The sequence below is a fragment of the Mycobacterium sp. E735 genome (assembly GCF_001666955.1).
Classification (GTDB): Bacteria; Actinomycetota; Actinomycetes; order Mycobacteriales; family Mycobacteriaceae; genus Mycobacterium.
Map to the genome: position 1 here is coordinate 1 of NZ_LZIX01000143.1, position 13,003 is coordinate 13,003.

Genomic DNA, 13,003 nt, shown 5'->3' on the forward strand with positions numbered 1-13,003 from the left:
CACGCCCACGGGCGCCTCGGTGTCAGCACCCCCCACACGGCGGCGGGCAGGACGATCGACACCCCGACGCAGACACCACCCGAGGGAGGGGGCGCCACCGCCGCGTCCAACGGGCCGGCGGATCCGCAGACCGAGGACGAACCCGCGGTGCCCCCGCTTCCCCCCGGAGCGCCCGACGGGGTCGTGGGCGTCGCGCCACACGCGACGCTCATCTCAATCCGCCAGTCGTCCAGGGCATTCGAGCCCGTCAACCCCGGACCGGGCGATCCCAACTCCGATGAGAAGGTCAAGGCCGGCACGCTCAACACGGTGGCGCGCGCGGTGGTGCACGCCGCCAACATGGGCGCGAAGGTGATCAACATTTCGGTCACCGCATGCCTGCCCGCCGCGGCCCCCGCCGATCAACGCGCCTTGGGCGCGGCATTGTGGTACGCCGCCACCGTCAAGGATGCCGTGGTGGTGGCCGCGGCCGGGAACGACGGGGAAGCCGGTTGCAACAACAACCCGATGTATGACCCGCTGGAACCGTCGGACCCCCGCGACTGGCATCAGGTCAAGGTTGTCTCGTCGCCGTCGTGGTTCTCCGACTATGTCCTGTCGGTCGGCGCGGTCGATGCCACCGGCGCCGCGCTCGACAAGAGCATGTCGGGCCCCTGGGTTGCCGTCGCCGGGCCCGGCACCCACATCATGGGTCTGTCGCCCCAGGGCGGCGGGCCGGTCAACGCCTACCCCCCGTCGAGGCCGGGCGAAAAGAACATGCCGTTCTGGGGCACCAGCTTTTCCGCCGCCTACGTCAGCGGCGTCGCCGCCCTGGTTCGCGCGAAATTCCCCGACCTGAGCGCGCATCAGGTGATCAACAGGATCGTCCAGTCGGCGCACAATCCGCCCGCCGGCGTGGACAACAAGGTCGGCTACGGACTGGTCGATCCCGTTGCGGCACTTACGTTCAACATCCCGCCGGGTGACAAGATGCCCCCGGGCGCTCAGAGCCGGGTGATCAGGCCCGCCCCACCCCCACCGCCCGCGGACCACCGCGCGCGCAACATCGCCATCGGGTTCATCGGCGCGGTCGCCGCCGGTGTGCTCGTCGCCGCGATCGCGGCCCGATTGAGGCGGGCGCGGTGAGTTCCAAGCTGACCGGGTTCAGCCAGGGCAGCAACCGGCGGGTCCTCGGGGTGTGGGTGGTGTTCCTGCTCGCCGTGGCGAGTTGGGCCGTGGGCGGATACATCGGTGCGGCCGTCGCGGTGGTGGTCGGCGCCGCCGTGGTGTTCGTGCGGTGGTGGGGCCAGCCCGCGTGGTCATGGATCGTGCTGTGGCGGCGCGGACGACGCCCGATTCGCTGGGACGCGCCGATCACGGTGGCCAACAACCGATCCGGGGGTGGGGTCCGGGTGCAGGACGGTGTCGCGGTGGTGGCCGTGCAGCTGCTCGGCAGGGCGCACCAGGCCACCATGGTGACCGGTTCGGTGACGGTCGAGACCGACAACGTCATCGACGTCGTCGAATTGGTGCCGATGCTGCGCCAGGCGCTGGGCCTGCAGCTCGATTCGATCAGCGTCGTCTCGCTCGGTTCCCGGCACGGCAACATCGGGGACTACCCACGCGTGTACGACTCGGAGATCGGCACCCCGCCATATGCGGGCCGGCGCGAAACCTGGCTGATCATGCGGTTGTCGATCATCGACAACACCCAGGCGCTCCGCTGGCGCACAACCGTTGGTGCGACGGCGATTTCGGTGGCGCAGCGCATCGCCGGACTGCTGCGCTGCCAGGGATTGCGGGCGAAGGTGGCCACGGCCACCGACCTGGCCGAGCTCGACCGCAGGCTGGGGTGTGACGCCATCGAGGGGGACACGCAGCGGTGGAAGGCCATCCGCGGAGAGGCGGGCTGGATGACGACATACGCGTATCCCGCCGAGGCGATCACGTCGCGCGTCCTGTCTCAGGCGTGGACGCTGCGCGCCGACGAGGTCATCCAGAACGTGACCGTCTACCCGGACGCGACCTGCACCGCCACCATCACCGTGCGCACACCGACGCCGGCTCCCACCCCGCCCAGCGTGATCTTGCGCCGACTCAACGGCGAGCAGGCCGCCGCCGCGGCGGCCAACATGTGCGGCCCCCGGCCCTACCTGCGGGCGCTGCGGCCCAGCCCGCTGCCCGAACACCTGCTCACCGAGATCGGCCCCTCGGGCGTGCTGATCGGCAAGCTGAGCAACGGGGACCGGCTACTGATCCCGGTCACCGACGCCGGTGAGCTGTCACGGATTTTCGTGGCCGCCGACGACCCGGTCGCCAAGCGGATCGTGATTCGCACGGCCGGCGCGGGGGAACGGGTGTGCGTGCACACCCGCGACGTGACCCGCTGGGCCACCGTGCGGATGCCGGAAATCAGCGTGGTCAGCGCGCCACGCCCCGCACCGCGCACCACCGTCAGCGTCGTGGAGCACCTCGCCCCGATCTCGCCCACGCCGCGGCCCGCGACCGTGATCACCATCGCCCCGTCGGGCACGAGGCTCCCCGAGGGGCACCGGCACAACTTCGAGGTGATCATCGAGCAGGTGGGCCCCGCGACGGTGCGGGTCCACGCGGCGGGCAAGGACTGGGTCGCCGAGATGGACATGTTCCGGGCCGAAAACCGCTATGTGAGTCTCGAGCCGGTCACCATGTCCGCCGGCATCTGAAACGTCAAGAGTCAAAAGGCATCCGGATGAGCGCACACGATGGGTGATTTGCAAACTGCCCGTAGGCATTTCGACCGCGCCATGACGGTCAAGAGCAGGCAGGGCCGGGCCGCGGCGTTGCCCGACTTCGTCGCGGCCACCGACGCCGATCCGTCGATGGCCGACGCGTGGCTGGGCCGCATCGCCTGCGGCGACAACGACCTGGCCTCGCTGAAGAAGCTGTACGCCACCAGTGAATGGTTGCACCGCGAGACCACCCGCATCGGGCAGACGCTCGCCGCGGAGATTCAGCTGGGTCCCTACATCGGCATCACGGTGACCGACGCATCCCAGGTGGGCCTGGCGTTGTCGTCGGCGCTGACGATCGCCGGGGAATACGCCGAGGCCGACAGGCTGCTGGCCAATCGGGACCTGCTGGATTCGTGGGCCAACTATCAGTGGCACCAATTGGCCCGCGCCTTCCTGATGTACACCACGCAGCGCTGGCCGGACGTGTTGTTGGCCGCTGCCGAGGAGCTGCCCCCGCAAGCCATCGTCATGTCCGCCGTGACGGCGTCGATCTGCGCGCTGGCGGCCCACGCCGCCGCGCATCTCGGGCAGGGCCGGGTCGCGCTGGACTGGCTCGACCGCGTCGACGTGATCGGACAGACCAACGCGTCGGGCCGGTTCGACGCGGATGTGCTGACCGCGTCGATCGGGCCGGCCGACATCCCGCTGCTGGTCGCCGACCTTGCCTATGTGCGCGGGATGGTGCACCGCCAGCTGCGGGAGGAGGACAAGGCCCAGGTCTGGCTGTCGAAGGCGACCATCAACGGCGTCCTGACCGACCCCGCCAAGGAGGCATTGGCCGACCCCAACCTGCACCTGGTCGTCACCGACGAGGAATCCATCGCCAGCCGCACCGATCGGTGGGACGCGTCGACGGCCAAGAGCCGCGACGAGCTCCACGATGACGCAACCGCCGAGCGGCGCGCCGAGCTGCTCGCCGAGGGCCGCGCGCTGCTGGCCAAGCAGGTCGGGCTGGCGGCGGTCAAGCAGGCCGTGTCCGCGCTCGAAGACCAGCTCGAAGTGCGCATGATGCGCCTCGAGCACGGGCTGCCGGTCGAGGGGCAGACCAACCACATGCTGCTGGTCGGGCCTCCCGGCACCGGTAAGACCACCACCGCCGAGGCGCTGGGCAAGATCTACGCAGGCATGGGCATCGTGCGCCACCCCGAGATCCGGGAGGTGCGTCGCTCGGACTTCTGCGGGCACTTCATCGGTGAGTCGGGGCCCAAGACCAACGAGCTGATCGAAAAGTCGCTGGGCCGAATCATTTTCATGGACGAGTTCTATTCGCTGATCGAACGCCACCAGGACGGCACGCCGGACATGATCGGCATGGAGGCCGTCAACCAGCTCCTGGTCGCGCTGGAGGCGCACCGCTTCGACTTCTGTTTCATCGGTGCGGGTTACGAGGACCAGGTGGACGAATTCCTCACCGTGAACCCGGGTTTGGCCGGCCGGTTCAACCGCAAGCTGCGGTTCGAGTCCTATTCCCCGGCCGAGATCGTCGAGATCGGGCAGCGCTATGCCGCGCCGCGCGCCAGCATGCTCGACGACGAGGCGCGGGCGACTTTCCTGGACGCGGCCACCACCATTCGCAACTACACGACGCCCGGCGGGCGGCACGGCATCGACGCCATGCAGAACGGCCGGTTCGCCCGCAACGTGATCGAACGCGCGGAGGGTTTCCGCGACACCCGCGTGGTCGCGCAGAAGCGTGCGGGCCAACCGGTGACGGTCGAGGATCTGCAGATCATCACCGCCCCCGACATCGAGGCCGCGGTGCGAAGCGTGTGTTCGGACAACCGTGACATGGCGGCCATCGTCTGGTAATCGGCGCCGCCGCAAAAAGCGTCCTGGACTTGGCCCCGGAAGCTTAGGATGCTCGCAGGCCCGCGGCCAACGAGTGCAGCCGCCGCGGTGAAGCGATTGGAGTGTCCCGCGGTGCACCGTATCTTCGGAATCACGGTGGCGCTCATGTTCGTAGTGCTCACCGCGCCACCCGCGGCCGCGGTCGCCCCACCCTCGATAGACCCGGGCGCGGTGCCGCCGGATGCGACGGGGCCCGACCAGCCCCTGGAGCAGCGCCGCGTCTGCCGGGCGCCATTGACGTTGCCGGGCACCAACTTTCACGATCCACCGTGGGCCAACGCCTACCTGGGCGTCGGCCCGGCGCAGAGGTTCGCCACCGGTGCAGGCGTGACGGTGGCCGTGATCGACACCGGTGTGGACGGCTCGCCGCGGGTTCCGGCGGAACCGGGGGGCGACTTCGTGGTGCCCGGCGGCGACGGCCTCTCCGATTGCGATGCCCACGGGACGCTCACGGCGTCCCTCATCGCCGGCCGGCCCTCGCTCACCGACGGCTTCGTCGGCGTCGCGCCCGACGCGCGGCTGATCTCGGTGCGCCAGACGTCGGAGGCCTTCGAGCCGAAGGACAACCAGGCCGACCAGAACGACCCCAACGCGTCACCGGCGGCCGGCTCCGTCCGCAGCCTGGCCCGCGCGGTGGTGCACGCGGCCAACCTGGGCGCCGGCGTCATCAACATCAGCGAAGCGGCCTGCTTCAAGGTGCACAAACCGGTCGACGAGTCCACGCTGGGCGCGGCGCTCAACTACGCCGTGAACGTCAAGGGCGCCGTCGTCATCGTCGCGGCAGGCAACACCGGTGGTGATTGCTCGCAGAACCCGCCGCCCGACCCGTCCATGCCCAACGACCCCCGCGGCTGGGAACAGGTGCAGACCATCGTCACGCCGGCGTGGTACGCACCGCTGGTGCTGGCGATCGGGGGGGTCGGCAAGAACGGGGCGCCGAGCCCGTTCTCCATGCACGGGCCCTGGGTGGGCGCCGCGGCGCCGGCGGAGGACATCGTCGCCCTCGGTGACAACGGTGAGCCGGTGGACGCGTTGCCCGGCAAGGACGGTCCGGTGCCGATCGCCGGGACCTCCTTCGCCGCGGCCTACGTCTCCGGAGTGGCGGCGCTGCTCCGGCAGCGGTTTCCCGACCTTCCCCCGGCCCAGATCATCAACCGGATCACGGCCACGGCGCGGCACCCGGGCGGCGGCGCCGACGACGTGGTGGGCGCGGGCATCGTCGATGCCGTCGCCGCCCTGACGTGGGACCTCCCCGCTGGCCCCGCGAACGCCCCGTCGGTGAAACGGATCCAGCCCCCGGTGCCGGTGCCGGGACCCGACCACGGGCCGATCACCGTCGTGGCGTTGGGCATCGCCGGCCTGACCCTGGCCCTGGGGCTCGCCGCCCTGGCCGGACGAGCGCTGCGGCGGCGGTGACGACGATGAAATCGCTGCGCCTGAAGTTCAGCACCGCGTACGCGCTGTGGGTGGCTGTGCTGGCCCCGCCCTGCATCCTGCTGTTCCTGAAGACGCGCTACGTGTGGGCGGGTCCGGCCCTGGTGGCGGTGGCGGTGCTGCTGGCGCTGATCACTTTCCGGGGGCGGCGGTTGCTCGGCTGGGTCGCGGCCTTCTTCGCGTGGCTCGTGCGGCGGCGCCGGCCCCTGCTCGCGCCGTCGGAACCCGTCGTGGGGGCCACCGTCCAGCCGGGGGATCACGTCGCCGTGCGCTGGAAAGGCAAGGTTCTGGTCGCGGTCATCGAGCTGATCGCGCGCCCGTTCACCCCAACCGTCATCGTCGACGGTAAGGCGCATACCGACGACGTGGTGGACACCCGGTTACTGGAGCAGTTGTTGTCGGTGCACTGTCCCGACCTGGAGGCGGACGTCGTCTCGGCGGGCCACCGCGTCGCCAGGACCGCGGCGGCGGACGTGGTCGACCTGTACGAGCAGGCGATCGGGGCCGACCCGGCACCGGCCCACCGCCGGACGTGGATCATCGTGCGCGCCGACCCCCGCCGCGCCCGGAAGTCGGCCGGGCGGCGCGACGCCGGCGTCGCCGGCCTGGTCCGGTACCTCGTCGCTTCGACGACGCGGATCGCCGACGAACTTTCCCGCCACGGGGTCGACGCCGTATGCGGGCGCAGCTTCGACGACTTCGACCGCGCGACAGACATCGGTTTCGAACGGGAGAAGTGGTCGACGATCAAGGGGCGCAACAGCTTCACCACCGCGTACACCGCGCCCGGCGGCCCGGACGTGTGGTGGTCGGCGCCCGCCGACCACACCATCACCCGGGTCCGGGTCGCGCCCGGGGTCGCACCCGAGTCCACGGTGCTGCTCACGACACCGGACAAGCCGAAGAAGCGGCGGGGATTCGCCAGGGTGGCTGGCGGCCAGCGCGCCGCGCTGCAGGCACAGATCCTCGTCTCCGACCGCCACCATCAGCTGCCGATCGGATCGGCGGGGGTGCTGGTCGGCGAGACGGCGAGCCACTACCCGGTCTATCTGCCGTTCGACGACGTCGACACGAGCGTCAACCTGGGGGACGCCAGGGTCTTCACCCAGTTCGTCCTGCGGGCAGCGGCCGCGGGCGGGACCGTCACGCTGGGACCGCACTTCCGCCCGTTCGCCGAGCTCGTCGGCGCGCACATCGGGCCGGAGGCGAAGGTGGCGTGGCCGAACGCGACGAGCTACCTCGGCCGTCACCCCGGGGTCGACCGGGTCACGTTGCGCCACAACATGGTCAGCACCCCCCGGCATCGGCAGCTGCCGATCCTGCCCGTCTCTCCGCCCGGGGAGGGCCGCTACGAGCAGGCCTTGCCCGGTGCCGGCAGGACGGCTTCCTGAGCCCCGCTCGGCGGCCACCTTCGACGCGCGCGATCGGCGACGGCGCCCTAGACTCGAGCCCGGTTGTGGACCGAGGGCGGCGGCCCACGCGGCAAGACTCGACCGAGGTTAAGGACCTTGTCCCATGAGCACACTTCCCATCAGCCCGGACGCGCACCCACAGGTCGCGCAGGCGCTCGAGCATCTGCAACAGTTCAGTTCGGCCCTCGAGTCCCAGATGCGGCGGACGCACACCCAATCCTTCAGCGCCACAGACGAAGCCGAGACGGTCGAAGTGACCATCAACGGGCAGCGTTGCCTTGTCGGCCTGGACATCGAGGCCGGCCTGCTGCGCCTCGGCGCCCACACGGTGCAGCAACGCATCAACGAGGCGCTGGAGAAGGCGCAGGTTGGCGCCTCGACGGCTCTGCAGGCGCAGCAGGCGCAGCTGTTCGCCTCGCTGACCGAGCTGGCCGGTTCGCTGCAGCACACCGTCGGCTTGATCTGAACCGAACCGCGGCCACGAACGCGGGCCCGCTCCCGCCCGGGCGGGATACGGTCAGGGCGTGCAGCTTTTCGTCGTCGGTCCGCCCAGATCCGGGATAACGATCGTCACCCAGTTCCTCAATGACCACGAGGACATCAAGATCTTCGACGAGATCGATCTGATCCAGGTCGGTCGATACGGCGACTCGATGATCGGCACGCTTCAGGCATTTCTCCTCGAGCGTGGTGTCTACGACGACTACCGGGTTCGAGCCGCCGAATCATCCGACCCCGCCCGCGCGCTCACGGCCGTGATGACCGAGCTCGCCCGCCCCCACACCATCTGGGGCGAAAAGAACCCGCGGTACGCGACCCAACTCGGTGCGCTCAGGCGGTGCTTTCCGGACGCCGTGGTGGTCTTCGTCCTTCGGGACCCGCGTGAAGTGGTCAATTCCTGCCTGGTGCACCGAGATTCACCGCTGCGGGCGCCCACCGATTTCTGGATCAAGGACACCGTGGCGGAAGCCCTGGCCCTGGTGGACGGTTGCCTAGAGCCGCTGAGGGCCGGCGGGGCCGACCTTGCCGTCGTGCGCTACGAGGCCTTCACGGCGCAGCCGAAGGCGACGCTCGACGCCGCGCTCGGCGGGTGGGGCCTGACGTTTTCCGACGCGGACCCCACGCTCGCCCATCCGGCGCCCGAGACGGCCGGGGAGCACCAATTCTTCCGGGCCGGCGCGCCCCTGCCCTGGAAGACCGGCAACATGTCCCCGCTACATCGGGCGCGATCCACCAGGGACCGGGTCGACCCCGACGACCCGGTCTGGTCTGAGGTGGACGCGCTCGCGCGGGAGTTCGGTTATGACTGAACGCGTCTGAGACCCGCGAGGCTCAGACAGAAAGTGCGATCCCGCCCGCCGGGGAGGGGCTAAGCTCTTTGTGGAATATGGTCGACTTTGGGCAAGATGTCAGCGCCGTCGGGCGGGGCCCGGAACCCGTCGGGCGTCGCTCGCCGAACGATCTGTTGCGGGCGCGGCATCCCGCGGTTTGTTTCGTTTCCAACATCGGGGACGCCCTGCTGACGCTGCCGACGCTGCGGGCGCTGGGCGAAATGTTCACCGCCCCGCTGACGCTCGTTTGCCCCAAGGTCGCCTTCGATCTGTGCTTCCGGGAGGTAAGCGACCGCCACGTCGACACCACGGGATTGCCGCTGACCGGGCCACGGCCCTCGTCGCCGTCATCGCGAGGAGCACGCGATTACGACGCCCTGGCTTCGGAGATCGGGCCGGTCGATCTGTTTATCGACACGTTGACGTGGAACTCGTTGTCCGGCATCGTCGTTCGGCCATTGGTGGAGCGGCTGGCCCCCACGACGACCATCGGTTTCCCGACCGACTACGCCTACGACTTCGTCATCGCCAGAGAGGCGTGCCACTCCGCGGACCTGATGTTCGAGCTGGCCCGTCTTTTCGATCCCTCGTTGCGCATCGAGTCCTATGCGGGTCCGTTGCCGTTTCCGGCGCCCGTGCTGGAGAGCGCGCGATCGATGCGCGCCGCCGTGCCCGCGGGAACCAAGGTGCTCGTCGTGCACGCCGACACCGACTGGGCCGAGAAACGGTGGCCCATCACCAGGTTCATCGATCTGCTGGACCGGTTCCTGGCGCTGCACCGTGACTATGTGGTCTGGGTCGTCGGGATGGGACACGAGGAACTCAACGTCGGCCGCGAGGGCGACCGCGTCTTCCCGCATCTCGGGCTACCGCTGGACCTGACGATGGCCATGGTCGCCAACGCGGACCTCTTCCTCGGGGTCGATTCGTCCATGCTGCATGCCGCCGATCTGGCGCGGGTTCCCGGCGTCGGCCTCTTCGGCCCGACGCGGGCCGCCACGTGGGGATTCCGCTTCGGCCCGCACCGGCATGTCGACGCCCCGACCATGGCCGAGGTCACGGTCGGGGATGCGCTGGACGCGATGAACGACCTTGCCGACGAGCGGATTTAACCCGACGCAGGTCCGCCTCAACGGCGCTCCGCCCCGGCATCGGTGGGGCCGCCGCGATCGAGGCCCGCTCAAATTGGCGCTGCCCCACGGCTCCCGGGCGGTTTAAGCTCGGGCCAAGGATGGTGTCAGGTTGAGCGAATTCACGGTTCTCCAGGACGGGCACTCGGTACGAGTCCAGCCCGGCCTGCTGAATGATCTGCTGCGGGCGGAACGGCCCACGGTCTATTTCTCCACGCTCATCGGGGATTCGGTGCTGACGCTGCCCACGCTGCGGGCGCTGGGCGAGATGTTCGACGCCCCACTCACTTTGCTTTGCCCCAAAATCGCCTTCGACCTCTGCTTCCGCGAGGTCGAATCGCGTCTGGTGGACATCACGGGATCGCCCCCGGTGGGCCCGGCGCTGGGGCCGCCGTCGAACCGCGGCCTCGATTACGACACCCTGGCGGCGGAGATCGGCCCCGTCGACGTCTTCATCAACGCAGTGCCGTGGGATGTCCCGTCGAACGTTTTCGTTCGTCCCCTTCGGCAACGCCTGGCGCCCACGACCAGCATCGGTTTTCCAACCGGAGACACCTACGACGTCGTGATCCCCAGGGACGTGCCGCACTCGGCCGACCTGACGTTCAAATTGGCGCGCCTGTTCGATCCGTCCGCCCGGATCGAGACGTATGCCCGGCCGGTGCCCATCCCACCCGCTGCCCAAGAGCAGGTTCGAGCCATCCGTGCCGCGCTGCCGCCGGGCGTCAAGGTGCTCGCCGTGCACGCCGACACCACCTGGGCCAAGAAGCGATGGCCGGTTACCAGGTTTGTCGACTTGCTGGACCGGTTCCTGGCGCGTCATCGCGATTTCGTGGCGTGGGTGGTCGGAATGGGGGACGAGGATCTCGATGTCGGTCGCGAGAGCGACCGCGTCTTTTCGCACCTCGGGTTGCCGCTCGACGTTGCGATGGGGATGGTCAGCGGCGCAGACCTTTTCGTCGGTGTCGACTCCTGCATGTTGCACGCCGCCGACCTGGCCCGGGTTCCCGGTGTGGGCCTCTTCAGCCCGACGCGGCCCGCGGTCTGGGGGTTCAGATTCGCGCCCCACCGGCACGTCTACGGAGGCAGCATGGCGGACATCACGGTGGACGAGGTGCTCGAGGCGATGGAAGGCCTCGTCGGTGCCTCGACGCCAGCACGCAACGGCAGGCCTGCGGTGGCACCGCCCGAAACGCCCGAGGGTGAGCTCCTGTCAGCCGTGCGACGCTTCCACGACAGCGCCGTGTCATGGCACGGCGAGGAACCCCAAGGCTCCCCCGAGGGCGGCAGCGTCGCAACGACCGCGCTTCGCCTGCACACGATGAATTTCGGCCTGTGGCATCACGAAGACGCGGTTCGGCGTCCCGGCGTGGACGACCACGAGGTGGCCCGGATCAAGCGTCGCATCGACGACCTCAACGCGCGGCGCAACGCGGCCATCGAAGAGATCGACGCGACCCTGCTGGGCAGCCTCGAACCGAATCCGACCGCGCCGCTGCACACGGAGACGCCCGGAACGATCGTCGACCGGCTTTCCGTTCTCGCGCTGCGGATCTCGCACACCGCGCCGGCCGAGGATCCGGATTCTCGCCGTTCGGTCCTCGAAGAGCAGTACGACGACCTCTTCGGCGGCCTCGAGCGGTTCCTGACCGGCTTGCGCGCCGGCGAACTCCGATTCAAGGTGTACCGGCAGTTCAAGGCCGCCGGGCATCGCGGTTACTGCGACCTGTACGAGACCCGGCAGGCGTGACGGCTGTGCACCTCCGGTGCGCGCCATCGTCAATACGCCGCCGCTTCCCACCAGTCTTTCCAATTCAGGAAGGGGTCCCTGTGTTCCTCGTACTGGAGGTGCAGCGCTAGCGAGGGAATCGGCGTGAACAGCGCTACCTGCTCCCGCCAGATCTTATTGATGGTGGACGCCTCGAAAATATGATTGGCCTGGCCGTAGGGCGTGCTCGAATAACGTGCAAGCCGTTCGAAAAGCGCCCAGTTCCTGCGCAGCGTCTCGATTTCCACCCAGCACGTATTGGTGGTGTGCGTGTTCGTGCGCCAGTGCCTCCGCGTGCCGTACAGCACCCGGCAATTCTCTTGGCTGAAAATCATCCCCCAATAGTTCTTGGGATCGTCATACGGATGCAGCGCGACTTCTTGTCCGCCGAACTTCTCTCTGAACAACTCATGCGCCTCGACCATCTCCTGGATGGCCGACGCGGTGTGCAGGTAGTCGTCCTCGACCAGGTAGACGACCTCGCGGCCGTCGTCACGAGCGCGAGAGAACGACGTCAAGCAGGAGGCGTTGTAACCGCGCTCTTCGAGAGGGACGAATTCGACCCGTTGTTCGCACTTTTCGAGGATGCGGTGCAGCGTCGCGACCACATCCGGCGACGAGTGATCATCGAAGACCCGCAGGATGACGTCGGCGTCGGCCCGGTTGATCGCCGTCACCAACGACTGCGTACAGCGCAACATGATCTCACTCTTGGGAGCGCCGACGTAGCGGTGCGCGCCGTGCACGCTCGAGTCGGAATGCGTCTGTAGATGGATGTCGAGTTGCATGATCGCGGGTAGCTTAACGCGGCCCGGCGCCGTCGCATTGTTCCTGAGCGGCTCTGAAAATTGTTAGTGTTGCGCGGTGAGTCTGCTCTGGTTCACGAACGCTCCCGATGCCGGGGTAATGCGATACCACTCCGAATTGGACTGGCGACGAAATTTCGTGGGCGAACTCAAAATGCGTCAGGTCACCGTCGTGCTCGACGTCGGTGCCAACTCGGGGCAATATGCCCAGGGCATTCGGGAAGCCGGCTACGCGGGCCGCATTGTTTCCCTCGAACCGCTCTCGACGCCATTCTCCGTGTTGGAAAGATCGGCCGCCCTGGACCCGGCAAGGGATTGCCGCCAGTGCGCCCTGGGTGATCGCGATGACACGGTGCCGATGAACGTCGCGGGCAACGCGGGGCAGAGCAGTTCGCTGCTTCCGATGCTGAAAGCTCATCGCGACGCGTTGCCGTCGGCGAACTACATCGGCACCGAGGAGGTGGCCCTCCGTCGACTCGATTCCCTGGCGCCCGAGCTCTTGCTGCCCGACGACGTGGCAT

11 protein-coding genes are annotated in these 13,003 nt (G+C 68.7%); 10 read left to right on the top strand and 1 reads right to left on the bottom strand.

Going from position 1 to position 13,003, the window contains the following annotated elements:
- From mycP (A5704_RS11410) to A5704_RS11450, 9 genes are all read left to right on the top strand, one after another.
- On the top strand, positions 1-1,125 hold a 1,125-nt coding region (gene mycP, locus A5704_RS11410; protein ID WP_231968999.1), incomplete at its 5' end, for a type VII secretion-associated serine protease mycosin.
- Positions 1,122-2,684, top strand: a complete 1,563-nt coding sequence (eccE, locus tag A5704_RS11415) for a type VII secretion protein EccE (protein ID WP_067889064.1) — start codon at positions 1,122-1,124, stop codon at positions 2,682-2,684. The genes mycP (A5704_RS11410) and eccE (A5704_RS11415), both read left to right, overlap by 4 nt.
- A 39-nt stretch (positions 2,685-2,723) precedes the next feature.
- A complete protein-coding gene (gene eccA / locus A5704_RS11420) occupies positions 2,724-4,562 on the top strand; it encodes a type VII secretion AAA-ATPase EccA (protein ID WP_067749598.1) in 1,839 nt (612 codons plus the stop codon).
- 111 nt (positions 4,563-4,673) lie between these two features.
- Positions 4,674-6,017: a type VII secretion-associated serine protease mycosin gene (mycP, locus tag A5704_RS11425; RefSeq protein ID WP_067749600.1), complete on the top strand. Its 1,344-nt coding sequence runs from the start codon at positions 4,674-4,676 to the stop codon at positions 6,015-6,017.
- A gap of 5 nt (positions 6,018-6,022) precedes the next feature.
- Positions 6,023-7,426, top strand: a complete 1,404-nt coding sequence (gene eccE, locus A5704_RS11430; RefSeq protein WP_067783549.1) for a type VII secretion protein EccE — start codon at positions 6,023-6,025, stop codon at positions 7,424-7,426.
- Between the two features lie 124 nt (positions 7,427-7,550).
- On the top strand, positions 7,551-7,913 hold the full coding sequence (locus A5704_RS11435; RefSeq protein ID WP_067783540.1) for a YbaB/EbfC family nucleoid-associated protein: 363 nt from the start codon (positions 7,551-7,553) through the stop codon (positions 7,911-7,913).
- A 58-nt stretch (positions 7,914-7,971) separates the two neighbouring features.
- Positions 7,972-8,757 (top strand): sulfotransferase, encoded by a 786-nt coding sequence (locus tag A5704_RS11440; protein WP_067889067.1) that lies wholly within the window; start codon positions 7,972-7,974, stop codon positions 8,755-8,757.
- A 77-nt stretch (positions 8,758-8,834) separates the two neighbouring features.
- Complete coding sequence (locus A5704_RS11445; protein ID WP_067749606.1) at positions 8,835-9,890, top strand: glycosyltransferase family 9 protein; 1,056 nt, start codon at positions 8,835-8,837, stop codon at positions 9,888-9,890.
- A 130-nt stretch (positions 9,891-10,020) separates the two neighbouring features.
- The gene (locus A5704_RS11450) at positions 10,021-11,658 is read left to right on the top strand and encodes a DUF4254 domain-containing protein (protein WP_067889070.1); all 1,638 of its coding nucleotides are present in this window, start codon (positions 10,021-10,023) and stop codon (positions 11,656-11,658) included.
- Between the two features lie 29 nt (positions 11,659-11,687).
- Here the strand turns inward: A5704_RS11450 and A5704_RS11455 are convergent, their stop codons facing one another.
- Positions 11,688-12,464: a glycosyltransferase gene (locus A5704_RS11455; protein ID WP_067889073.1), complete on the bottom strand. Its 777-nt coding sequence runs from the start codon at positions 12,462-12,464 to the stop codon at positions 11,688-11,690.
- Between the two features lie 118 nt (positions 12,465-12,582).
- Between A5704_RS11455 and A5704_RS11460 the strand changes: the two genes are divergently transcribed.
- A partial coding sequence (locus A5704_RS11460; RefSeq protein ID WP_156737662.1) for an FkbM family methyltransferase occupies positions 12,583-13,003 on the top strand: 421 nt, incomplete at its 3' end.